The organism is Sessilibacter sp. MAH1, assembly GCF_054658315.1.
Genome location: NZ_BAAGIC010000001.1, coordinates 77,808 through 102,878, shown reverse-complemented (window position 1 = coordinate 102,878; position 25,071 = coordinate 77,808). Strand labels below are relative to the sequence as shown.

The 25,071-nt window shown below is 42.3% G+C and carries 15 protein-coding genes; 3 read left to right on the top strand and 12 right to left on the bottom strand.

What is annotated here, in order from left to right:
- Nucleotides 1-423: 423 nt before the first annotated feature.
- Nucleotides 424-5,523, top strand: coding sequence for a tetratricopeptide repeat protein (locus ACYQ28_RS00420; protein WP_460047277.1), 5,100 nt, complete (start codon nt 424-426; stop codon nt 5,521-5,523).
- A gap of 36 nt (nt 5,524-5,559) precedes the next feature.
- A complete protein-coding gene (locus ACYQ28_RS00415) occupies nt 5,560-6,036 on the top strand; it encodes a hypothetical protein (RefSeq protein WP_460047276.1) in 477 nt (158 codons plus the stop codon).
- 153 nt (nt 6,037-6,189) lie between these two features.
- On the opposite strand, the gene fabI is transcribed toward ACYQ28_RS00415, so the two are convergent.
- The 6 genes from fabI to ACYQ28_RS00385 all read right to left on the bottom strand — a co-directional run bounded on the left by fabI (nt 6,190) and on the right by ACYQ28_RS00385 (nt 14,749).
- Complete coding sequence (gene fabI / locus ACYQ28_RS00410; RefSeq protein WP_460047275.1) at nt 6,190-6,960, bottom strand: enoyl-ACP reductase FabI; 771 nt, start codon at nt 6,958-6,960, stop codon at nt 6,190-6,192.
- A 9-nt stretch (nt 6,961-6,969) separates the two neighbouring features.
- Entirely contained in the window at nt 6,970-8,085 is a 1,116-nt protein-coding gene (locus ACYQ28_RS00405; protein ID WP_460047274.1) for an acetate/propionate family kinase, read from the bottom strand.
- Nucleotides 8,086-8,093: 8 nt separating this feature from the next.
- Entirely contained in the window at nt 8,094-9,500 is a 1,407-nt protein-coding gene (locus ACYQ28_RS00400; protein WP_460047273.1) for a bifunctional enoyl-CoA hydratase/phosphate acetyltransferase, read from the bottom strand.
- Between the two features lie 212 nt (nt 9,501-9,712).
- Complete coding sequence (locus tag ACYQ28_RS00395) at nt 9,713-11,638, bottom strand: PHA/PHB synthase family protein (protein WP_460047272.1); 1,926 nt, start codon at nt 11,636-11,638, stop codon at nt 9,713-9,715.
- A gap of 679 nt (nt 11,639-12,317) precedes the next feature.
- The gene (locus ACYQ28_RS00390; protein ID WP_460047271.1) at nt 12,318-13,466 is read right to left on the bottom strand and encodes a cation:proton antiporter; all 1,149 of its coding nucleotides are present in this window, start codon (nt 13,464-13,466) and stop codon (nt 12,318-12,320) included.
- A 575-nt stretch (nt 13,467-14,041) separates the two neighbouring features.
- On the bottom strand, nt 14,042-14,749 hold the full coding sequence (locus ACYQ28_RS00385) for a TetR/AcrR family transcriptional regulator (RefSeq protein ID WP_460047270.1): 708 nt from the start codon (nt 14,747-14,749) through the stop codon (nt 14,042-14,044).
- A gap of 2,279 nt (nt 14,750-17,028) precedes the next feature.
- Between ACYQ28_RS00385 and ACYQ28_RS00380 the strand changes: the two genes are divergently transcribed.
- Nucleotides 17,029-17,664, top strand: a complete 636-nt coding sequence (locus tag ACYQ28_RS00380; protein ID WP_460047269.1) for a TetR/AcrR family transcriptional regulator — start codon at nt 17,029-17,031, stop codon at nt 17,662-17,664.
- 567 nt (nt 17,665-18,231) lie between these two features.
- On the opposite strand, the gene ACYQ28_RS00375 is transcribed toward ACYQ28_RS00380, so the two are convergent.
- The 6 genes from ACYQ28_RS00375 to ACYQ28_RS00350 form a co-directional block, all read right to left on the bottom strand.
- Nucleotides 18,232-19,464: a heme biosynthesis HemY N-terminal domain-containing protein gene (locus ACYQ28_RS00375; protein WP_460047268.1), complete on the bottom strand. Its 1,233-nt coding sequence runs from the start codon at nt 19,462-19,464 to the stop codon at nt 18,232-18,234.
- Complete coding sequence (locus ACYQ28_RS00370; protein WP_460047267.1) at nt 19,461-20,846, bottom strand: uroporphyrinogen-III C-methyltransferase; 1,386 nt, start codon at nt 20,844-20,846, stop codon at nt 19,461-19,463. Before ACYQ28_RS00370 ends, ACYQ28_RS00375 begins: the two co-directional genes overlap by 4 nt.
- Nucleotides 20,847-21,074: 228 nt before the next feature.
- A complete protein-coding gene (locus ACYQ28_RS00365) occupies nt 21,075-21,848 on the bottom strand; it encodes a uroporphyrinogen-III synthase (protein ID WP_460047266.1) in 774 nt (257 codons plus the stop codon).
- 102 nt (nt 21,849-21,950) lie between these two features.
- Complete coding sequence (hemC, locus tag ACYQ28_RS00360) at nt 21,951-22,922, bottom strand: hydroxymethylbilane synthase (protein WP_460047626.1); 972 nt, start codon at nt 22,920-22,922, stop codon at nt 21,951-21,953.
- A gap of 135 nt (nt 22,923-23,057) precedes the next feature.
- On the bottom strand, nt 23,058-23,792 hold the full coding sequence (locus ACYQ28_RS00355) for a LytR/AlgR family response regulator transcription factor (protein WP_460047265.1): 735 nt from the start codon (nt 23,790-23,792) through the stop codon (nt 23,058-23,060).
- Nucleotides 23,793-23,859: 67 nt separating this feature from the next.
- Complete coding sequence (locus tag ACYQ28_RS00350; RefSeq protein WP_460047264.1) at nt 23,860-24,945, bottom strand: sensor histidine kinase; 1,086 nt, start codon at nt 24,943-24,945, stop codon at nt 23,860-23,862.
- Between the last annotated feature and the right edge of the window lie 126 nt (nt 24,946-25,071).

The window sequence follows — 25,071 nt, the reverse complement described above, 5'->3', positions numbered from 1 at the left end:
CAACTTCTGAATGAGTTGTTTCACAATTTTTTATGCGTTTTAAACCGCATATTGAGTATGGTAAATGCGGGGCATAACCACGGCTGTTAAAACAGTGTCACTAATGAGTATGGATACACGTTGCAGATGAGACGAAAACACGGTCTGCAAGCACAATAGACGCAACCAAACGATTTTAATAACAAAGCAGACTAAAGAAACTTCTGATTAACTCCTCTATGAATTAATCAGACGACAGAAATTGACAATGCGATTTCCGATTTCCTGACAATTTCAATCACTTACCGTTCTTGAAATTGGCGAGACATCCTTGCAACACTGGAAGCTCTCGGTTAATCAGAGTTTCCTAAGCTTTTAATATTGAAATAACCTTAACTGGCTAACTCAGTCAAATACGATCAAACATTAAGTATTAGATGTACTATGAACCCTTCTGACCCAACACGAGCGACTCACAGTAATCACGGCGATAACCATGATTTCTACATCAGCCAAAAGCGGCTATTTGAACAGGGTTCAATGCAATTACTGCTGGCCAACCTGCTCCAACTCTACGGCCACATAAACCAGTGTCATGACCCAGAAAACCTAGCACTCGCCATTAAAGCGTTATCGAACCTAGGTTTAACCCGAGATGCCTCCGCCCTGTTTTGGCGTAGTTGGCGACGCTTGAATAAACCCGACGTACTGGCGGATTTCTATTACCACCATCTACGTCGTAGAGGCAGTCATTGGCAAGCACTTTTAGAAGTGAAAGAGCACCTGCACAACGCCGAGTTACCCAATAAAATCCGCAGCGACCTGTGGATAACCCAAGCCGAGCTATTGGCAACCTATCGCGATTTCACCGGCGCCGAAGAGGCGCTAGATACCGCCGAAAAATTCGACATCAGTCGGTGGTCGAAGGTGAGTCGTGCGTACCTTAAACTCGACGCCGATTTACCCAGCGAAGCTCTCGCTATTTGCAAAAACCTGCTCGCCGTAGAACCCAACTATCGACCTGCTATTCAGTTCGCCGCGCACATTTATCATCAACTAGGTGACAGTAATTCCGCCATTAGCTTGCTTGAAAACGCGGTAATAACCAGTGATATGCAGGTGCGCATGCAATCGTTCTCCACGTTTTCACAACTCATTTATTTGTACATCGAACAAAAAAAATATTCAAAAGCGGAACACGCCTTAACCCTATTAAAAACATTTGTTTTGAATCCGCCACAATATTGGCAAAATTTCGTCGATCAAATCGAGGCTGATTTATTATGTGCTCAACAAAAATACGAAGACGCTATTAAATATCTCAGCCCCGTACATTTATTTACCCAAACCATTTCTGAAAGAATTAAAGCGAATTCACAAAACACGCAACAGCGTCAAGCGGGCAACCGCACCGTTTTAGAAACCCCTTACGAGCGCCAGAACTATTTAACCTGTGCCCCGGCAAGCTTAACAACAGTTGCCAATTATTTTGGCGCAAACGTCAAACAACAAGATGTCATTGATGAAATTTGCTACGCAGGCACACCCGATATTGACGAGCGCCGCTGGGCAAGAGATCAGGGTTGGCTGGTTAAAGAATTCGAATTAAATCGCGAAACCGCAGTAAAACTGATTGATGCCCAAATACCCTTTTTATTTTGCACCGTTGAACCTGGAATGGGACACCTTCAAGTATTGGTTGGTTACGATGAAGCCACCGAAACCTATATTATTCGCGACCCAAATTATCCACGTTTACGAGAAACGCTTATTGGTATAACTGAGGATTATTATGCATCAAGCGGGCCGCGCTGCATGGTAATGATTCCACCGGAACTATATTCGCGAATCGAAAATATAACGCTGCCAGCTTCGGAGTTATACGACCATTATTTTGAATTAAAATTGGCGTTAGATAATCACCAACGCGCGAATGCCTACCAAGCCTATCGAAAAATGCTGACCATTGATGCCGAGCATCGACTCACTTTATTTGCCAAAAGAGCTTTAGCGAGTTACGATTTTGACGATAAAAAGTTAAGCATCATCAACGATCAATTGCTTGAGCGATATCCAAACGATGTTAATTTAATTTTAGCAAAAGCAGGAAATATCGCTTATTTAAAAGGCACCCAGGAGCTTTTAAAATTCCTAGAGCCTTACACTCAACAAGCAAACTGTCATTATTTGATATTAAATCAGTATTTGGAATATTTCCGCCGCGACGCACGCTACCGAAAAGACGCCGAAAAATCCGCGCAAAAATTATTAAAATACTACGGCGCTCAAGCGAATATACTTACCACCTGCGCCAGTTTATTTTGGGAGAGCGACCAAAAAGAGCTCGCCTGTGAAGCCTTTCGATTAGCGACCTGCCTTGAAGATAAGCAAGAACAATACGCTCACAATTATTTTGTGACCGCGCAAAAACTAAAAAAGACTCAAACCGCATTGGATTTTTTGCAGTCCAGATTCGATCAATTTCAGCATAAATCGTCCGGCCCGGCCTTGTCTTTATATTCTGCACTCGCGGCCATAAACCGCGAACAAGATGGTTTGGAAATACTGAACAAAGCCGTTGTAGCGCGACCCGGTGATGGGTATTTACTAATTCAAGCGGCAGAAAAGCACCTGCAAGTTGGTCAGCACAAAGAATGCCTTGAACTTCTTAAAAAAGCCGAACCTGTTGCAAACCGTTTAGAATATTTGCAAACCCTTGGGGCCTACTACACATTTATTCACGACTATGACGGCGCCTTAAAAGCCATCGATGAACTTCTCGTTTACGAGCCATTAAATCGCAAAGCCTATCTCAATAAAATAACATTGCTAAAAAACCAAGGTAAAAGCGCGGATGTAAAAATATTCGTGAATGAACTGCTAAAGTCATTCCCCGACAATCTAGGAGTCTTGGCTACCGGTTATCAAATAACCGATAAAATGGACCATGAACAGAGACGCGAAATACTCAGCACCATTACTCAAAAACACCCAGAAGACCCTTGGGCGTATATCGAATTATCGCAGCTTTATGTTGACAATAACGATTTAAACCAAGCGCTATTATACGCCCAAGAAGCCGTTAAGGTTGCACCGCAAAGGGCCTATAACTATGTGCAACTGGGCAGAGCGTATTTACAACAACTCGCTTACGAACAAGCGCAACATGCCCTTAAAAAAGCCATTGAGCTGTCCGCAGACGAAACCGAGGCCTTTGATTTACTCTTAGCTACGTGCCGAACTCAAACGGAAGAAAAAGAATCCTTCACGTTTATTTTGACTCAATTGATGACGCAAACTACAGAAGGTTACGGTGTACTTCGTTATTTAGAATTAGCCTTAAATTACCTAGATTACAAAGAAATTGCGTTATTTTTAAAACAAGCCCTAAACGAAAGACCAGATCTGTGGCAAGTTTGGATTGCGAATGCACGCTTTCGCGTAAAAACCGGAGAACAATCATTAGCGCTTGAGCTCTTAAATTCGGCAACTGAACGCTTTCCACTAAACAGCACCGTGTTTTATTTAGCCGCAGAATCCTGTGTTGAAATTAACAATCTCACAGAAGCTGAAGCCTATTTAAACCAAGCTCTCATTGTCAATCCATTGTATGCATCTGCTATTAATTTATTATCCGATGTTTTGCTGGCCACAGATCGTATCAGTAAGGCCATTGATCTGTTAGAAAATCACTTAAAACGCCAACCGCACGATTACCCCAGTTATGCATACCTTGCTGATATTTATTTGCAAAATCAACAAAAGCAAATTGCCTGCGAAAAACTGCATCAAGCACTTGAAATAGAACCAGAATACGCGTGGGCCTGGCAAAAACTGGCCTTGCTTGCCGAAAATAATGCCGAATTGGTGAAAATTCAAAACAAACTCACCGAGGTCAGAAAAAGTCGGCCCGGCTCCACACAATTGGCGTTATCACAAGCGAATATTGAAAAAAATATCGACGCTAAGCTGGATATATTACGTGATTTTCTTCAACGCTATCCTCACAACGCAGACGTCGCCATACGCTATTGCGAAGAATTAATTAATAAAGATTACATAGAACAAGCACAGCAATTTATAGAACAAGAATATTGGCGAGAAAACCAGCTGGCCGACATTCAAATAATACGCGCACAATTAAACTACCAAACCAAACAACCCGATTTAGCTTTTGCGATTTTAGAAGATCTATTATCAAAAAATCCCAGCCACAGACGCGCTTGGGAAGTATTACTTACGTTCTACAGTAACGAAAAAAATACTCAAAAGGCCGTCTTTTGTGCCGATAAATATTCTGATTTGATCAGAACAGAAGCCGAGAACATCGCCTACATTGGGGTTTTATTAAATCGAACTTCGGCGCAAGCACAAACCGTTGAAAAATATTACCAACATGCGTTGGAGCTAAATCGCACCAGCGGCTATATTTTTGAAAACTACAGTTCGTTCTGTTTTGATCAATTAAACGCTCTAACATCTGAGAACAACACGCAGCCAAAAGAAGAATTAGAATCTAATAAAAAGCATTGGATAGCGGTACTGAGAGATATGCTTGCCAACGCTGTGAATATGACAGAACAACCCTGCTTTTTATGGGCCACTATCAGATTGGCAACCTATGAACCAACTGAATTTGATGCATTAAGCTGCTGGGACAAATTACTCGGTAATACACGTTGCAGTTATTATTATCTGAGTAACACATGGAATGATCTTAACTCCTTAAAACTTCAAGATGCAGCGATTACGGTCATAGAGAATCGAGTTCATAACAACTTGGATATTGCCGCCGATGCGGGTGTACTCTGGGCCGATGGTACAATAAAGTCTAAAGGGCTTTCGGCTTTCGAGAAAAATCTCCCTAAAAGACCAATACTGTCGGACTTTGATCACAGAGTGCTGGAAGGCTATCTTAGATACAAAATATCAAACTTGTCTTCAGTGCCCGAAAAAATCCTAACTCAATTTAATCAAGCTTTTGCCGACGACGCTACAAATTGGAGCCTTCTCGGTGAGCTGTATGCGCGAATGGATCAATGGTATTCGTGCAAACAATGGATGAGGGGTTATAAGAAGTTTTCAGAAATAAGCGCGCGAACACTTTATATTTACGGATTATCAGAATTACACACCAACCAATGGCAAACCGGCAAAGCCATTATTCGCGAGTCGGCACAATTGGAGCGAGATGACTTCTACGAGGATATTCTGTGTTGGATATTATTGTTTGACGTTTTGGAAGGTAAAACTGTTGATTATTCGCAATTGGATAATGTCGATTATTCTTATTTAAGCAGCTACAGCCAATACATTTACACATTGTTGCACGCAATTGAAAAGGTAGACAACGGCAATCTAGAATCTACATTTAGCAGTATCAGCCATTTACTTAGAAATGCTCAAGCCAGCTACCAAAATATAACGGGCGCCAGCGCTGCTGTAATGATTAAAGAACACGCCCGCCGCTATCTAGAGTCGAAAATCACCAGTACCGCACCAATATCGTGGTATTGGCGATGGCGGCTGGGCAATCATTTTTAATTAACGTTAAAAGACCGTTACATAGAGGATAAAAACATGAGAGCTATGCAATATATAACCTTTGTTTTTTGCGCACTAATTTCTCTGCATCTACACGCAAGTGAGAATATTACCAAAAAAGACATTCTGAAAATAATTCATGAAGTTGAAGCGGCGGCAAAATCACACAACGTCGAGGCCATTGTTAAGCATTTTAGTACAGACGCTAAAATCACTCTGAATTTTCCAGCCGAACTTGGCGGTACGCAGGTTTTGAGCGTTTCAGAATACAGTGCTTTATTGCGTGATGGCTGGAGTTTACCCGCCGAATTTAAATATGATGTCAAAGATATTCAAATTGAAATTAGTAAGGATCAAAAAACCGCTACCGCAACCGATATCGTCTACGAATCTATAGAGATACCTGGACAATTTAAAATTAAATCCAAATCATTCGAACAAGTGAAATTTGGATTATTTAACGGCGCCGTACTCATTACAGATTTGAGTGGAAAAACCGAAATCCAACAGTAGGAATCTCTGATTAACTCATCCATGACGTAATCAGAGTGCAGAGATTAAAAACGCGAGTTCCAAATTTTTAACAATTCCAAGCTCTTACAGGCCTAGAAGTTGGCAACGCATCCCTGATTAAATTTTCCATCAATCAATCGGGGATCTTTCTATTTAATCGACGATCTCGTAACCACCATCAATATAATGTATGCCGCCGGTCACAGCCTTAGCGCCATCGCTTACTAAGAACGCCGCGAATGAGCCGATATCGTCTAAATTAAGAGGTTTATGCAAAGGCGATTTATTGACAAACTCGGTTAATAAACTGTCGAACTTTTCAATACCCGACGCGGCGCGAGTATGAATAGGCCCCGGAGAAATTGCATTAACCCGAATGTTATTTTTACCCAATTCAGCGGCCAAATAGCGCACCGTTGATTCTAAAGCGGCTTTAACGGGGCCCATTAAATTGTAGTGATTTACCACCTTCTCAGAACCGTAATAGGTTACCGTCAATAAACTTCCACCGTCTTTCATTAAGGGTTCTGCACGTTTAGCCATGCGAATAAAGGAATGGCAAGAAATGTCCATAGCCTGCAAAAAGCCCGCACAACTGCTGTCAACCACGCGCCCTTGCAAATCGTCTTTGGGCGCGAAGGCGATGGCGTGTAGCATAAAATCGAGTTCACCCCAGCGCTTTTCAATATCTGCAAATACGGCATCCATTTGTGATTCGTCGGTAACATTCAATGGCAGTATTGACGCCGCATTTAATTGCTCGGCCAAGGGTCTTACGTATTTTTCGGCTTTTTCATTTAAATAGGTAACAGCCAAATCGGCACCGGCGCCGTGAAAAGCCTGCGAACATCCCCACGCAATGGACTCTTGGTTAGCAATGCCAACCACTAAACCTTTTTTACCGTTTAAATCTATGATGCTCATATCGCCCTCTTAGAATTGTTCGCCAATGGTTGTTAAGGTCTGCTTAGCCAGCATCCACTCTTCGTTGGTTGGAATTACATAAATACCTAACTGACTGCTGGCTGCATGTATTTGCGTTTGGTTCAGCTGGTTTTTATCGGTATCGATAGTAGCACCTAACCATTGTAGGCTTTCGATAATTTTCGCGCGCACTAAGGCGCTGTTTTCGCCAATACCACCAGTAAAAATAATGCCGTCAATGCCATTAAGTGCCGGAATTAATCCAGCCAGTTTTTGGGCGGCACGAAAACAAAATAAATCCAACGCTTCTTTCGCGCGCTCGTCGTTTGAAGCTTCTAATTCCCTCACATCACTGCTGATTTCTGACACACCTAAAAGACCAGATTGTTTATAAAGCAGTGTTTCAATTTGTGAAATATCGAGCTGCTTTGCCTGGGCAAGATACAGAACCACTCCAGCGTCCAACTCGCCACAGCGCGTGCCCATCATCAAGCCATCAAGAGCGGTAAAGCCCATGGTTGTGGTAACACTTTTACCGCCCTTCATGGCACACATGCTGGCACCATTGCCTAAATGCGCTACTACCAATTTTTCTCGATGCTCGGCCAGCACATGCTGTTCAATGACGGTACTGATGTAATGATAGGACAAACCGTGAAAACCGTAGCGCAAAACGCCTTCTCGGGCCAGCGAGCGTGGTAGCGCGAACAGTTTATATAACGGCGACTGAGTGGCATGAAAGGCCGTATCAAAACACGCGACTTGTGGAATATCTGAATAGTGCCCAGCAATAAACTCCACCGCCGAGAGCTCCGCGGGTAGGTGCAGCGGTGCTAGGGGTATCAACTCATGCAATTTATCGGTAATAGCTTCATCTAATCGAATGGGTTGAACAAACTCTTCGCCACCATGAACCAATCGATGACCAATCATTTTTATAGTTCTGTGGCCGTGATTTTCTTCTATATGTGTTATTAAATCCTCAAGGGATTTTTCAAGAGGGTTATGATGCTCACGATCGAATTCAATTTTACCGTGCTCAGCCGGAATTAAATCCGGCAATTCGTAAACCGAAAACTTTAAATTCGATGAACCCGCATTGAGTGTTAATAATACGTTCGACATAAATATATTTACGAGAGTGATTTATTACGAAGATAATTTGCGTAAATTAAGCCAAGCGCACAAGAAGAAATACGTGTTGCGCCGCGACCAGCTGCTCGACTGGTCAGAATGATTGGCACACTGGCACCCAAGACAATTCCAGCACCTTCAATTCCAAACAAATAACCGAATTGTTTGTAAAGCATATTTCCCGCTTCAAGATCGGGCACAACGATGATGTCGGCATGACCAGCCACTTGCGAAACAATACCCTTTGCTTGAGCCGCGGCCTCCGAAATTGCATTATCTAACCCAAGCGGGCCATCCAAAATACCACCGATGATCTGGCCGCGTTCCGCCATTTTACACAGTGCAGTTGCATCCAGCGTTGATGGTATAGATTCATTGACAGTTTCTACCGCCGAAACAATCGCAACCTTGGGTGTGCCCCTGTCTAGCGCTAAGAAGAGATCAATGGCGTTTTGAACAATGTCTTTTTTTACGGCTAAATTGGGTGAAATATTAATAGCAGCATCGGTTAAAAACAGGGGTTTTTCGTAACTCGGCACATCGAGCGCGAATACGTGACTCATGCGACGCTCGGTTCTTAATCCATTCGCCTTATCAATCACCGCCGTCATTAATTCATCGGTATGCAACTTACCTTTCATCAATGCCTGTACTTCGCCGCGCTTAGCAAGAGCCACAGAAACCTCAGCGGCTTCGTGGCTGTGTTTGGTTGATATTAATTTAAATTGCGAGATATCAAGGTTTTCCGCTTCGGCAATGGCACGAATTTTATGTTCAGGACCAACCAATACGGGAGCAATAATTCCTGCCTCTGCCGCCTCAACGGCGCCACCCAAAGATGCACCATCAACAGGATGCACAATTGCCGTAGTAACAGGTTCTAGTGATTTGCATTTGGTCATCAGTTCTTGATAAAAACGCCCTTCGTCATTTTTAAATTCTACCGATGGTAAGGCGATTTTTTTGCGTTTTACTTTTTCAGTGGGCGCAATAACGGTGGCTTGGCCAACCACAACTTGCTTGCCATCTTGATTCGCACAAACGCAATCTAAAATTAATTGATTTTTTTCGACTATTTTTTCTCGCACCGAAACCGTAGCAGTGACCTTGTCACCCACTTTTACCGGACGCGTAAATTTAAGGGTTTGCTCAAGATAAATGGTTCCTGGCCCCGGTAATTGTGTACCTAACACGGTAGAAATCAATGCACCACTCCACATTCCGTGGCCGATAATTTCGTGGAACATATCACTCTTCGCGTATTCTTCATCAAGGTGAGCGGGGTTTACATCGCCAGACATAATCGCAAAAAGCTGAATATCTTTTATCGTTAAAATATGCGATACGCTGGCACTGTCACCAACTTCAATCTCAGAAAAAATTTTATTTTCAATACAATCAGACACAATTAATACCACTCATTTTGAATTCTTTAATGTGTGTTAGGCCGGTAAAATAAGTTATTAGGAAACTCTGGTTACCTAGAGTTTCCGGCGATACATAAATGAGTCGCTCATTTCAAAAACTGCAAGTGATTGAAATTATCCAAAAAATTGGAAACCCCATTAACAATTTGTGCTCTCTGACTAAATCGTAGGTGAATTAATCAGAGGATTCATTAGGTACCAAATACATAGGTTCCGGGTGCGTCGGTAATGACCGCAAAACCGGCCTTTGCATTTCCCATAGGTGGCGGATCAACAGCCTCACCGCTGTTTTGATTCAACCAGCTCACATATTCAACCCACCAAGAGCCTTCTTTCGCAGGCGTTTCTGCCAGCCAATGGTCTGGATCAAGATAGGTAGCATCGGCGCTGCGTTTGCTGATTCGATAATGACGTCGCGGATGTCCGGGTTCAGAGACGATACCTGCGTTATGTCCGCCGCTGGTTAACACAAAACTAACTTCGGTATCACTCAAAATATGAATTTTATAAACAGAATGCCAAGGTGCCACATGATCTTTTTCGGTGCCAACCGCAAAAATAGGCGCTCTAATATCGGTAATAGAAATGGGTCGACCACCAACAGTGTAATGGCCCTGGGACAATTGATTTTCTAAAAATAATTTACGTAAGTATTCACTGTGCATACGATAAGGCATACGAGTAGCGTCGGCATTCCACGCCATTAAATCGTTTAGTGGTGCACGCTCACCCATTAAATATTCGTGCACAAGCCGCGACCAAATAAGATCGTTAGAACGCAATAACTGAAAAGCACCGGCCATTTGCGAGTTTTCTAATACACCTTGGTGCCACATCATGTCTTCTAAGAAACTGACTTGGCTTTGGTCAATAAATAAGGTTAACTCACCCGCTTCAACAAAATCGGTTTGCGCAGCTAATAAACACATCGATTGAATACGGTTTTTAACACAAACCTGATCGGTAGTTTCGCCGAGCGTATCACGCTCAAACTCTTTGCAATCACGGGCTTGGGTTGCTGCCGAAATACTCAACAACGTGCCACCCAAACAATAACCCATGGTATGAATTTTATCGCTACCGGTTATCGCTTCTACGGCATCAAGCGCGCGCTCAATACCTTTAATGCGATAATCTTCCATAGACAATTCTCGATCTTCGCTGGTTGGATTTTTCCAAGAAATCGAAAACACGGTAAAACCTTGATCAACCAAATATTTCACCAGAGAATTGGTTTGCGATAAATCCAAAATATAATATTTCATGATCCACGCAGGAACGATCAGCAAGGGTTCTTTTTTCACATGTTTGGTTGTGGGCGTGTATTGAAGCAGCTCAATTAATTCGTTGCGATAAACCACTTTCCCGGGTGTTACAGCTAGATTTTTGCCTACCTCAAATGCCTCAGAACCCTGCGGTTTTTCGCCATTAATTTGTCGTTGTAGATCATTAATAAAATTTACATAACCGCGAATTAAATTGGCGCCGCCTTCGTTAAAAGTTTTTTGTAAAACCTCAGGATTAGTCATTAAATTATTACTGGGCGATAGAGTATCCAATAATTGCCGAGCGCCAAATTGCACCATTTTTTCATGATGTTTTGAGACACCGGTGACATCGGTGGTTGCCTTGTCCCACCATTGTTGCGTTAATAAAAATCCCTGATGAATAACGTTGTATGGCCATTTCTGCCAACTCTCATGAGAAAATCGATTATCGTTAGCCAAGGGTTTTACGCAGGAGCCGTCGGTACACCACACCGCAGAACTGGCGGCATAATTAAAAAGACGAATATTTTTGTTGAGATATTTCTCGGCTAATCGCCATTGCTTACCGGGTGATATAGCAAGGTGTGTATACCAATCTGAAAATGCTTCAACAACGGAGCCGGGCGATATTCCCATGGTCATCTTGGCGATCGCTGCATGTACACTTTTATCGAGGGAATCACCCACTGCCTTCGACGGCGACTCCATAACGGTTGAGTACTCTTCTAACAGCCGATAGTAGGGCCAAACACTTTCTAACAATTGCAAGTTTTGGGTTTGAAAATCGCGAAGCGCGTTGGCGCTTTTAGAATCTAAGGGAAACTGACCAAATGTTACGGATTCATTCATGAGTATATGCTCAACTTACCCTCACACCGCAGGGTCTAAACTTAAATTAGATACGATTTATGGACTGTCGGTTGGACTGCTATACCCACAACTTAATTCAAGACCAATTAAAAAGATATGCCTAAAACTGCTCTAGTTTTTGTTGAATATCAATAAATCGTACAATCTATACATCAAAACTGCGCTACAGCGATTTCACCAGATTACTATGACGGTATTGCATAGGAAACTCTGATTAAACCAGAACTGCTAATGCTATGACTTGTGTCATCAACACCCAGAGGGGTAAGTGATTGAAATTGTGAATAAATCGGAAATCGCATTTTCAATTTATTCCCTCTGATAAAATCAGAGAGGCGTTAATCAGAGGTTCTCGTATAAAGAGCAGACCGAAAACCGATATGCATCTACAAATGTGCATTACAAATATGTCATATAAATATGTTTTGTATATGCCTTTTACAAAATAACCGCTTGATTAACTCAAGGAGACTCTATAGAAGCTCCGATGAACGTAGAGTTTACCGCAGGAGTTTGCTACAAAAATCGTGGCGCACAGTTATTTTTAACGATATTTTTTTAGTAGTTCAACAATTGCCTAAATCTACAAAACGCGCATTTATTGCTGCCAACAAAATAACGTTATAAACGTATATACCGGAGTATTTCTTAATGATATTTATGAATTTTTCTTCAGTGCAACCGACGTCAGTATTGGACCAATTAACTCGAAAATGAGCGTACTGGCAATAACAATTTGCAGCAAAATTTGCTCGTAGTCTGGAAGAAATTGTCCTGCAACTAATGCCATGCCAATAGCGGCACCTGCCTGAGGCATTAATGCAACACCAACCCATTTTTTAGTTTTGGCATCCACACCCGATATGCTCGCACCGGCAAAAGCACCACTCCATTTACCAGCGATTCGCGCAAGCGTGTACACTCCAGTTGCCAGCGCAATCACGCCAATGGAATCCAACTCAAGTAGGGCGCCCGCCAAAATAAAAAATAACAGCAAAAACGGCCACTCGACGTTTTCGATGGCGTGAAAAGGTTGATCGTGATGCTTGGCGATATTAGCAATCACCGCACCCATAGAAATTGCCGCTAATAAAAATGACACTTCTAACCATTGAGCTAGACCACTGCAAATAAATACAACAGCCAGAGCCTCTACTAACACAGGCTCGCCAGGCTTTAAACGACCAGTGATATAAGCCGCCGGAACACCAAGGCCAACGCCTAATGCGACGCCACCGACCAGCTCTTTGCCCGCATGAATAAAAGATTCAAATCCGGTACCGGCTGCAGCTAAGGCAATGCCAACCGAGAATATGATCAAGCTCCATACGTCATCGAGTGCCACAATACCCAGTAAAAGATTCGAGAACCGATTATTAGCGCCAACGTCAATCACACTTTGAAAAGCCACCTCAGCGGCGGTTGCTGCACCAATACAACCAAGCACTAGCGATAATTTCCAATCCAACCCCGCTAGGGTTAGGGCAAGCGTTACTAGCACTGCTGTCGTTAGCGCCTCCGCCAGCGAAATCCAAAATAATGGTGCACCCAACCGCAAAAAGGTATCTGACGTTAATTTACCACCCAGTAAAAAACCGACCATGACCAAAGCTATGCTGGTTAACCAATCGAATTGCTCTTCGACAATGGAAGGAATAACGTTTAATACCTGCGGCCCGAGGACAACCCCCACACACACTAGGATCGTAACCCTTGGTATGGCGGTTTTTTTTGCGATGACATCGGTAATTAAACCTATCAGCAGAAAGCTGCCGATAGCGATAAGAACAATAGAGTCTTGATTCATTGCGCTTCGCCTCTGTAATGCGCGAAGAGTACTACATTTGTTGGGCAACCGATTTTTTAAAAAGCAAACAAACTCAAAGATTCGATTATTTAAAAAAAACAAACCATTTCGCAAACGCGTAAGCGGTGCTTGTCTCTCCAGTCCCGTACAAACGTTCAGATCAACACTCTTCTAATTCGCCTATATTTGTCGGTGAAAAAAGCAGAACCGCTGCGTCAAGCAACACAGCAAGCAAGGTGGACACATCCAAGCAACAACGCAAACTTAAGCAGAAAGATCGTCTTTGCGTACGAGAAAAATTAGGAAGTATTTTGTTTGTAACCATTCACTTTCATCAAAAACAAAGAATAGTAGTGACCGAGCAGACCGGGGAATGATTTTTGGGAGGGTTATTTGAATGAAGACATTTGGGAGCGATTATCGCTTTGCGAAAATCGGAAGAGATATCACATCGCCGCTACACGCAGTAACCGCGATGTGAAGTTGGCTTAAATCGATTAACAATTTCGGTTAAGAGAGAATCGAAGTGACGACCGAGTTCAAACGCTTTATTGGCAATTCAATCCTCTCGGCTATCAATGCACCCCAGCCGAATCCGCTAACGACAGCAAACCGGGTACCGCAAATGCAATGATGCGATCCAAGAGCGCTTCTTCATCAACTTCAGGGGAAATGTCTTCACCAAAGTGCTCGATGCGCTCCAATTGGGTGTGAACAGCTTTCTCGATGTTCAGCAAAAAATACAATTGCCACGACACATCGGATCTATCGGCATTGGGAAGCGTATTTGCCAAGGCATCAACAAACAGCTGCAACTGAGCATTGTGCTCACGCAGAGCCTCAAGCAGTTCTTCGCCCAGCTCTAAATCAGAGGCGCGCGCTAGGAGCGTACCGTTCGCCACGGAGCAATTGCCGTCAACCGCAGCAACAGAAGGTCGCAATAGCGCCTTGAGAATAGCTTCAACACGGGCTCGAACAGAAAGATCCTGAGACAAGGCTTCCTGTAACAATTGATCTCGCTCGGCGCCAATGGTGTCGCTGGCTCTTTTCACCAAAGCGACCAACAGTTGATCTTTGGTGCCGAAATAATAATTGACCGCTGCTAAATGAGTGTTAGCCTCTTTAGTAAGCTCTCTCAGATTAACCTTATCGAAACCTTTTTGAGCAAACAGACGCTGTGCGGTGTTAAGAATACGCTCACGCGTTTCATTATCTTCAAGCGCTAAGCGAGGTCTTCCACGACTTTGCTTACGAACTCCTTCATCTTCTTCTTTCTGGAACATTGATTACAAACCCCTTAATTTTTTAATCTTTATCACATCGATATATTTAATAGTTTTTAGTTATTCGATGGGTCTTCTCTTTACAAAAGACCTAGTATTTCCTGCGGTCGATCAACTCTAGCAATCCTGCCGCGCTCATCGTCCACGAATATGTATAAATAAGTGAATGTTAGCATCTAACGTAATTAAACCTATCCACAATTATGATGAAGTCAATAGGCTGAAAACGAATCAAAAAATCATATTTTTGCCACCCGCGTCCATGACCCCAAACACCCCGAAATCGAATCAAAGCAGTCCACAAAGAATTTAGTCCAACACAAATTCCAAAAACTCCAATAAAAACTGTTTTCCTCCGAATCGGAATTTTTATTCCATAAAAATCTTGAATTAAAGATCCAAATTCACTAACGTATTAAAAAACCATAACAAAGTATTAGAAACGCTGTTATGCAAAGCCAAGTTCCATCTTGGTAGATTATCGAGAACTTCTATACACCTGATATAAGTTACAGCTGAGAAAAGGCGAAGACATACCGATAACCATATGGATTATTTGCCACCGATGTAGCCATAATCAAGCATAATTAAAAGTTATAAGCAGATTGCCGGAATAGCACGTTAAGACACATCGCAAAGATGACGTTGTTTGCCGAAAATAACTTTTGAAATGTGGTCTCGATAATAAAATTGAATAGTAATGGGTTAATTTTTTACGAAATTTCGATTTATGACAGGTTAGACATGTTGAGTCGAAAAATTAGATACGAATTAATTGATATCTTGAGATGATTAGTGTGTCTAGATCACCAAGATATACAAGGGATTGTTAGAGGCTCCAATCAGATTTACCATATATAAGAAGAGAATTGTTAAAAAAATAATTTCTCTCACCCGTACTAATTTACGATACAACTATTTTTTTGAAAGTATTTTTAAGGCCTTTAAATAATTGATACTTTTTTAAATGTTTATTTTTACAGGTATCAAACAGGTCCTAAAAATCGCTAGATTTCTACTTAAATAGACAAGCGGTGTTTTTTTTAAAAATTAAATCGCAGATAAATTCGGAGCTTTTTAATTAAGATAAAACCGATTTTAAGTAAATTACTTTTTTATCACGCAACCGATAAATAAAGTAACCAAGTTGTTTACCAAACGTTCAAAGTGTGAAATTTGTAACAACTTAAAGAGGCATTTAAAGGTAATCTTAATAAAACAATAACAATAAATGTTAAAAGGATGCATAAGTTTTAAAATCGATTATTGTTGCTTATGAATCGGAAATACCGATAAATACTGAATCTGTGAGATCTGTGAGAATAGGTTCATACAGTAAAGTTACAATAATTTACTCAGCATAAAAAAGTAATTGCTCACTGATTTTTTAATGTAAAAACCTTAAGCAGTTACCGGAAAGATCGGACTAGTATAAATGGATAACGCCTTACCTGATGTCTACGAGTTACTGGATACAACTCACAGGCAAGGCTTTAAAGAAATCAAAACTTGGAACTTGGATAACAAACACAAAAGTCTCGAAGGACTTTACCCTTCTAAGTTTATCTGGATGAATATCTGGTCTCGTTTTGTCAGTAGATAAAATTGAAAGAAGTTGGCCTTTACTATCGGCGCTTTAAAAGAATGAGATTTTTGCGAGTACTTTTTTGCAAAAACAAACGAAATAGAGAACAGCTTTTTAGTAAATCGATTTTTATTGTATTGCTTTTTATATTTTCGATATAAATACAAAAAATTGAACGAAAAGCCTAACTTGAATTAAACGGTTAACTTAATTTTTTAGCGCAATATTTAATAGGTCGAATGTGACGTTATATATCTAAAAATGTTGCTATATAAAATATAATTGTTGCCAAGAGCTGAAGCTAGCAAAAACATATTAAACAAGCGTTCAAAACATGATATAAAATGCTGAACATACATTACTTAACTAAAACATAACCCGTTATTTAGTTATCATTTTTAACGTTAAGTATATGCAGCAAAACAGGACGCAGATAATTGATTGTTAAAATGAGCGGAATAAATATTAATACTGTCCGCCGCCGCATTAAGAATCTATAAAACAAAAATTCACAAAAATTTAGGAGGCCTAAAAACCACTCAAGGAAGTATTAGCTATTACAGAACTACTACCCCAAACAACTGTAATTTGCTCAGCGATAAAATCGATATATTAAAAATACAATTAAAAGGTGTTAAAACACCAAACAATAAAACTTCGATTCACTTTTTTTATTTACAAGGAAGCTAAAGTTATGAACAGTGAAAAAATCAAAAGAAGTTCACGTGGTCGCCCAATTTCTTTCGACAAAAGCCAGCTAGTACACGCGGTTATGCATAAGTTTTGGGAACAGGGTTACAATAACGTTTCTTTAAATGAAATCGCCCGAGACAATGGTCTTACTCGTGCGAGCTTGTATCACAGTTTCGATTCTAAGGAATCACTATTTTTGCAAGCCTTAAATCTTTACATTAAAAATTCTCCTGACGCGTTACTTGATAATGTCGAGGAAAATGTTCATGTCGGTGATACTTTCTTCGCCTTAATGGACAAAATTTGTGAAGAACGTGCCGCCGATGAGCGTCACCGTGGCTGTATGGTATTCAATTGCATCAATGAATTGATCACCTCCGACAGTCCACTGGCTCATCAAATGATGGAAGTATTAGAAAAACGTCGTCATCGTGTACGCGACTTATTTTCTCTTGCCGTTAAAAACAACGAGCTGCCAAATCATACCGATATCGGATTGTCCAGCAACATGTTTTTAACATTCTTAGGCGGCCTCAGCACTTTTTCAAAAACACCAGCAACCGAACAAGAATTACGCGCTGTGTGTGAAGGCTTCTTAAACAGTATGGGATTCTATCGTCGCTCTGCCACGCAGTAATCTTCGAAAAATCTAGCACTACCCAGAAACCCCCGGCGACCCCGGGGGTTTTGTATTTTTAGAGAGCTCAACGGTGAAAGGTGTTTTTCTAAGCGATTGGCTTGGAAGTATTTTCAAAAATACGCACAATCACCACCAACACTCCTTCAGTAAGCTAAAAATCTAGTGCCCCGCCACAGCAATACCCTCAAATTTAAATAACCGTATTAATTTTATTTAAATAAATTCTCTATTCTCGAAAATTGAAAAACTACAGGAAAGATAGCCACTATTTTTATTAATTGCGGATCTTAGTGCGCAGAACACTTAGATTTATAGAAGAGTTTTTATGGGGATTTCTCTTTGGCGTCGTTCACTGCTAGCGTATGTGACTGCGGATTACCGTATCTGTGATTTAATCAAATAATAAAAATTGAAAATCGAATTTCCAATTTTTTCACAACGCCAGTCACCTAGTATTCTTGAACCTAGTGACACATCCATGTGCTGCCAGAAACTCTGGATTAATAAGAGTTTTCGGTAAGTTACATCCTTCAGAATAACGTCTTTTAAAAACAGCGAATGAAATTAATGTTTGACTCCTGGCATGGGTAATTGTGGTAGCGGCGGTTCACAGGACAAATACGATTGCTTTAAAACCTCTAGACTTTCCTTAGATTTACCCATGCTCTCATAGAGTCTCGCCAATTCAGCGGCTGCCTCTTTTAGCGCCCCCAAATGAATGCTTTGCTTAAAATAGTCCTCTGCTTGACCCCAAAGGTGATTTCTTAAACAGATTCTTCCCAACGATAAATACAACCCAGCATCGTCTGAATGATCACCAAGCCAACTCTCTGCGGTTTTAAGTTGTTTGTCCGGTTTCTCGCTTTCTAAAAGGCCGTAAACCACAACTAACTCCGCGTTCCAGCGCGCCTCTATGGATTTTTTCACCGCATCTTCGCTCAGTTTTAACGCCTTTTGTCGCTGTAATAACTTCACATAATGAATTAACAATGGCTGGTGAGTTTGTAAGGATGTGGGTAATTCCAACCATTTTATTTGCAGTTTTTCGGCGATTTTTGCCGGCGTTTCATTTCTGTACTGTTCAACTAAATTATCCAATTCAAATTCCGTTAAATGAACTTGCAGCTGATGCCATTTGGATTCGGTGAGTTGCTTTTTGATTTTCGGTAAAATTTGCTTAACGTTTTGCCACTGCCCAGCCTCGGCATACAGACTGCAAAGGCGCTCCTGAATTAATACATTACCAGTGAGCTCGTCGTCAGACTCTAATAATTCAATAGCTTCGCTGTGACGACCTTGTTCTTCTAAGATTTCCGACTTAGCCAAGCGAATGGCCAATACCCCGGTATTGTATTGTTGAGATTCATCGAGTATTTCCAGTGCTTTTTCGCTATTACCCAGCTTTTGCATTGCATAGGCGGCAACCATTAAATTAATTTCAGGCATGGGCGAGCGATTGGCAGAACGCAGTAACAGTTTTCTAGAAATTTCGTAATTGCCAACCAGATATTCAATAACACCTTGGGAGGTTTGACGCATAAGTTTTTGTTGAGATTTAATTCCTAAGACCCGCTTAAAAACGCGCACCATAAATAAAGCGGCTTTTTTGAGGTATTTATAGGCAATTAAAAACGCAATCAGCATAACCACAGCAAACCAAAAATTCACTTCTACTGTGGTTTTTCCTAACGAAATTAAGACATATCCGGGCGTTGCTAGTATAAATTTATTGAGAAAATACCCACCGACAAGAACCGCTAAAATAATCAGTAATATTTTTATGATCCGACTTTTCATTGCTGCTCTCCGTCTTTGGAAAGATCTTCCTCAGAATTTAAGCGATGAAATTGATCAAGATAAGCTTGAAGTTGTTGTTGGGATGTAAAAATTGTCGGTAGATTTTGCTCTACGGTTTGTAATTTTAATTCGGCAATTTCGGTTAACAGAGATTTAGCCGGACTGGACTCGGGAAAATATTCGGTCACAATGTTTTCGGCCTGGCTCAACGCGGCTTGATAAATAGCGGTTTCTTCACGCAATAAAGCGAGTTGCGCTTGTTCCAGTGAGAAACGCAGGTTTTGTCGAAGATAACCCACCGACGAAGGAGGCAAGAGAGGTCCGACGGGCTCGTTGTGATGCTGAATTTGAAGGTAAGGGCGACTCACCTCACCAAACCAACGACCCGCGGAAACAAACCAACCCTTGGTCATTTGCCACCAGGTTTGCGTTTCTTCTGCGGCTGCATCTTCACCCGCTAATAAATCGATGTCCTGGCCATGTAATTCCGGTTTTTGAAAGGTAGGCAGCTGATCAAGCGCTTCGGCTAAACCTTGTAATCGCAAATAAATGCCTTCGCGATCAATTTCATTTGCAAGCTTAAGAGCAGCAAGATCACGCGCCAGCGCTTCGCGCACCGCAAATAAATCGGGCAGCGCTAATTCACGCAATATTTGATCGGCCGCTTCCATTAAACCAATGGCAGAACGTGCACTGCGATCAACCAATAATCTTTGATTTGCCAAACGCACTAAATAATGCGCTTCTGCCAACTGCCAATCTTCTCTGCTGGTATTTGAAAGCGCCAGTAAGCGTTGATTGTGGCTATCTAATCGCAGCTGTAATTCTTGGAAATGTTTGTCGAGCGTAGCTTGTTGATTTTTATCGGACGCGGTCAAAGCTTGCAGCTTTTGATTCAACTGAGTATCCGCTTGATTTAATTGCGTTAAAGCGAGGTCACTCGATTGCACTTGTTCAGAAGCTTGTTCTACTGTGGTTTCTAATTGATTCCATTTTGGCAAAATGGATACATAGCCAAAAACCAACGCCGCAATCACGCCAATGATCAAAATAAGATTTAATCCCACCAATAAACCAACAACACTGGAGCGCGTTTTTTGCTGGTGTTGTTTCGAGTGATGTTGTTGCGCGTCGTGTTGTTGTGCGTCGTGTTGCTGCGCGGCTTTTTTAGGATTTTCCTCCGAGCTGCTCGCAGCTGTCTCGGCCTCTGTTTCAGTGGTTTCGGCTTGAGCAATCGGCTCTTGCGTTTCTGTTGATGTGCTTTCCGATTCTCGTGCGTCTAGCGCTGATGTTTCCGCTGAGGATTTTTCCTGCGCTGAGTCTTCAAGTGCTTCTGGCTCGGTTGAAGCGGAATTATTTTGCAGATCTTTTTTATCGGTCATGAACTTGGTGTCCTCACCCAGAAAACATCAATGCAGTTTATTCTGGTTTTGTTGAATCGTTCGAGAAAGATTATCAAATCTCGTTTGAGCTGTAGCGCAATCACTCTCTTAAAATTTAAAACTTAGGAACCTCTGATTAACTCATACTTGATTTAATCAGAGGACACATCCTTGTGCCGCGAGAAACTCTAGGTTAATCAGAGTTTCCCTTATTTTATGGTTAAAACTTTAACCCGAGACCATGGCATAGGCGTGATATAAGGTCTTTAGCATAATTTCGTCGGTAGCATTTTCAGCGATAAATACCTGAGAAAAACCCAATTGTTTGGCAAGCTCCGCCACACGCTTGCCAGGTACAATCACCGGCTGATGCACTAACGAGGTCAATCCACAATGTTTGATGGCTCGATGCACGTTTTCCAAGCTCTCGCCACTGTACGCCAAAATTATATCGTCTCGGTTGCGGCCAAAACCTTGGTCTATTAACGCGTGTAGGCTTTGACGCGGTTGGCTGCGTTCGTATAACTCACAATAATCCACGCGCGCACCACGTTCGGTTAAAACTTCTGCTAATGTCGTGCGCCCACCAATGCCGCGAAAAATGAGCACTTTTTGGCCTTGTACATTATGCATGGCGGCAATTGCCAGTAAGGATTCGCTGTCCATTGTCTCGCCAACGTCACAGGCAATTTCAATGTTGTATTTGTGCGCGGCTTTCGCTGTTGCACGACCGACCGCATAAAACTCGGTATTTAAAGGAAGTTGCGGCCAAAACTGTTCGATTTCTTCGGCGGCATAATCTACCGCATTTTGGCTGACAAAAATGGCTTTGTGGTAGAGATCAAGATTCATTACTTGATCTCGTACGTGCTGACGAGCGGAGGGATCGGCGATCGGAACAATTTCCATCACCGGGCAAACCCAAACTTCAAATCCGGCCTTGTGCAGAAGTTGCAATGTTTTTTGCGCTTGTTTTTCAGGACGTGTTAACCAAACCGTCATTGTGTGATTACATCCTTTTCCGTCATGGTTCTACGTCATTCAAAAAATATCCGGGTAGTCAGAAAAACCGCGGATACTTCTTTAGAGTGTGATATGGATTATTTACTCTACGTTGTGCCCATAAACATCTGCCAGAATTTTCCCTGCTCCGGCTTCTAATAAACGCTCAGCTAAAGTCACGCCCAATTGCTCTGCTTCGCTGGCGGTTCCGGTAATTTCATCGTGCAGCATTAAGGTACCGTCGGGTCGGCCCACAAGACCGCGCAACCGTAACGATTCACCGTCAAGTTCGGCAAAACAACCGATTGGTACCTGACAACCGCCTTCTAAACGGCGATTCATGGCGCGCTCGGCAATAACTCGCTGCGCGGTTGCTTGGTGATGCAGAGGTTCTAGCAGTTTTAGTGTTGTTTCGTCGTCGGTACGACATTCAATACCCACAGCGCCCTGACCGCCTGCCGGTAGACTTAATTCTGTGGATAAGAATTCACGGATGCGCTCGGGCATTTCTAGGCGAATCAGGCCCGCCGCCGCGAGAATAATGGCATCGTACATGCCGCTGTCTAGTTTCGCTAAACGCGTGTTGACATTACCGCGCAAAAATTCAATTTTTAAATCGGGACGTACCGATGCGATCTGACATTGTCGGCGTAAACTTGAAGTGCCAACGATGGCGCCTTGAGGAAGAGATTCAAAACTTTCGTAATTATTAGAAACAAACGCGTCGCGAGGGTCTTCGCGCTCACAAATAACGGCCAAACCAAGACCTTCTGGGAAGTCCATGGGCACATCTTTCATGGAATGCACAGCGATATCGGTTTCTTTAGCGAGCAAAGAAGTCTCAAGTTCTTTAACAAACAATCCCTTGCCGCCAACCTTGGCTAAAGGAACATCAAGAATTTTATCGCCGCGACTGGTCATTGGAAAAAGCTCGACGGTAAGACCGGGATGACTTTCTTCGAGACGTGCTTTTACGTATTCGGCTTGCCACATCGCTAGGGCACTTTCACGGGTGGCAATTCTTAGAATTTTACCATTGCCCGCAGAATGGGGCGTTTCGGAGACTTGTGACATGCTGTTTTCTCTTTTTTCGATATCGCTTTCATTCATTGAATGCTCGAAGTTTTGCCCATTTGCAATCCTAGCATCTAGACAAAACACGTTCTCAAGAGGTCGGATGATACAGCGTCACAAGCTTTGGTGAAACGACTACAACTGTTGCATGAGTTCTTTAACTGCCGCCAAGTGCCTGCGGCTAACCACTGGCTTGATGTCGCAGTCTGCCAGTAGCAATTGATAACTTTTATCAAGATTACGTTCTAACGCAACGATATGCTTTATGGAGACCAGCGCATTGCGATGAATACGAATGAATGATCCTGCGAACATGGTTTCTAATTCTTTAAGAGTATCATCAATCAGCGTGGTACCGCCGGTATGCACAACGGTGACGTACTTTTGATCGGCGCTGAAAAATCGAATGGTATCAATCTCGATCAATTCCACACCGCGATGGGTTTTCGCAGCTATGTGCTGACGAGACGGTACTTTTTCAGAGGTTGGATTATGGCGTTGGCGCTGAAGGCGATTTAAGCGCTTAGCATTATCTAAAGCTTCTCGTAATTGCTCGGCACGCACCGGTTTTAGCAGATAACCAACGGCTTTCACATCAAAGGCTTCTAGGGCGTATTGATCGTACGCTGAGCAGAAAATAATAGCGGGAGGATCTTCTAACTGCTGAATTTGGTTGGCCACTGCCATGCCGTCTTTGCCGGGCATGCGAATATCCAAGAGAATTAAATCGGGATCAAGACGCTCAATTTCTGACAAGGCGTCATTGCCGTTACTGGCTTCACCAACAACCGAACAATCTTCGATGTTTTCCAGCATTTTTTGTAAACGTGCCCGCGCGAGAGGTTCGTCATCGACTATCAGAATATCCATACATTCTATTTTTTTGTGCTTAGGTGATGTTGTGTTTTTATGGTTTTTAAGTTCGCGTTAATAGTGATTAACGTCCCAATAAATCGGGTTCTGCAAAATCTGTTTGCAATTTTGAAGGATCGTAGCTTAGACAGACTTGATAAGTGTCGTCGTTAACGTTTGTCTCAAAAGTAGAAGCTCCCGGACAATAAGCCGACAAACGCGCGCGAATGTTCGCCAACGCGATACCATTGCCTTTGCGAGCGGAGCGTTGTGAAGTGAATAAAGGATTAGTTACGCGTATTTCTACACGGGTAGCGCTGGCATCGACTTCAATGATAATTTCGCCACCTTCTGGAATTGGCTCGATACCGTGGTAGACCGAATTTTCAACCAAAGGTTGTAAAATCATGCTGGGAATGAGCACAACGGAGAAATCGCCACTTTTTTGCCAACGAATGGTCAGCCTGCCATCAAGTCGCAACTTTTCAATCGATAGATACTGCTCAACCAGTTCTAGCTCGGTGGTTAAACTCACCAGCGCAGGCTTAGCCAAACTCGCACGGAACAGATCGCACAAATCTAGAGTAACTCGCTCAGCCTTTTCTGGCTCAAGAGTAATTAGGCTAACGATGGAGTTCATGCTATTAAATAGAAAGTGTGGACGAATCCGCGCCTGCAACGCTGAGATTTGCGCCTCGGCGCTGGCCTGTTGCTGGAAATACAACTGCTGCTGCAAATACAAATAACGCAATACAATGCCGCCAATAATGGCCGAGATTAGCCCGGTTCTCGCCAGCGTATCACTATTAATTTCGGTATAGATCATCCATTGCGACAGCGCCGTAAACCCAAGCGAAACCGCCACAACCAATAAATAACTGATGCAACCTGCCGCTAATTCGGTGATTGAGCCCAACCAAAAGCGAATCCGACACAAAATTGCAGCACTGATAAGCGTAATCCACTGCACCAGCATCGACAGTTGACCCAAGATTGGCCAATCAAAATGACTCAGTGACGAACGCGCAAGCACCAAAGCTAACGCGATTAATTCGGCACCCATTACTAAAAATAATACCGACTGCAATGAACAGATGTCGGGAATAAAAGGCCGCTTTCTCCGAGAGGAAATCTCAAGATGGCTGTTGTTCGTGCGAGGCTTATTGTTCAAATTTTTCTCGTTTATAAGGCTGATCTTTTCCAAATGATCATTCGGTAATTTATGGGTTTTAAGCGCCGATTTTTATAGGTTTGAACCTACTCTATGATCATCCAAATTTAATATTCATTCTAATAT

What these genes read in the sequence shown, in the direction of transcription:
- ACYQ28_RS00395 (WP_460047272.1), bottom strand. Translation starts at nt 11,638, where the DNA reads ATGAATGAATCCGTAACATTTGGTCAGTTTCCCTTAGATTCTAAAAGC.
- ACYQ28_RS00365 (WP_460047266.1), bottom strand. Translation starts at nt 21,848, where the DNA reads ATGACGGTTTGGTTAACACGTCCTGAAAAACAAGCGCAAAAAACATTG.
- ACYQ28_RS00405 (WP_460047274.1), bottom strand. Translation starts at nt 8,085, where the DNA reads ATGTCGAACGTATTATTAACACTCAATGCGGGTTCATCGAATTTAAAG.
- ACYQ28_RS00420 (WP_460047277.1), top strand. Translation starts at nt 424, where the DNA reads ATGAACCCTTCTGACCCAACACGAGCGACTCACAGTAATCACGGCGAT.
- ACYQ28_RS00355 (WP_460047265.1), bottom strand. Translation starts at nt 23,792, where the DNA reads ATGGATATTCTGATAGTCGATGACGAACCTCTCGCGCGGGCACGTTTA.
- ACYQ28_RS00370 (WP_460047267.1), bottom strand. Translation starts at nt 20,846, where the DNA reads ATGACCGATAAAAAAGATCTGCAAAATAATTCCGCTTCAACCGAGCCA.
- ACYQ28_RS00380 (WP_460047269.1), top strand. Translation starts at nt 17,029, where the DNA reads ATGAACAGTGAAAAAATCAAAAGAAGTTCACGTGGTCGCCCAATTTCT.
- ACYQ28_RS00415 (WP_460047276.1), top strand. Translation starts at nt 5,560, where the DNA reads ATGAGAGCTATGCAATATATAACCTTTGTTTTTTGCGCACTAATTTCT.
- ACYQ28_RS00390 (WP_460047271.1), bottom strand. Translation starts at nt 13,466, where the DNA reads ATGAATCAAGACTCTATTGTTCTTATCGCTATCGGCAGCTTTCTGCTG.
- ACYQ28_RS00385 (WP_460047270.1), bottom strand. Translation starts at nt 14,749, where the DNA reads ATGTTCCAGAAAGAAGAAGATGAAGGAGTTCGTAAGCAAAGTCGTGGA.
- ACYQ28_RS00375 (WP_460047268.1), bottom strand. Translation starts at nt 19,464, where the DNA reads ATGAAAAGTCGGATCATAAAAATATTACTGATTATTTTAGCGGTTCTT.
- hemC (WP_460047626.1), bottom strand. Translation starts at nt 22,922, where the DNA reads ATGTCACAAGTCTCCGAAACGCCCCATTCTGCGGGCAATGGTAAAATT.
- fabI (WP_460047275.1), bottom strand. Translation starts at nt 6,960, where the DNA reads ATGAGCATCATAGATTTAAACGGTAAAAAAGGTTTAGTGGTTGGCATT.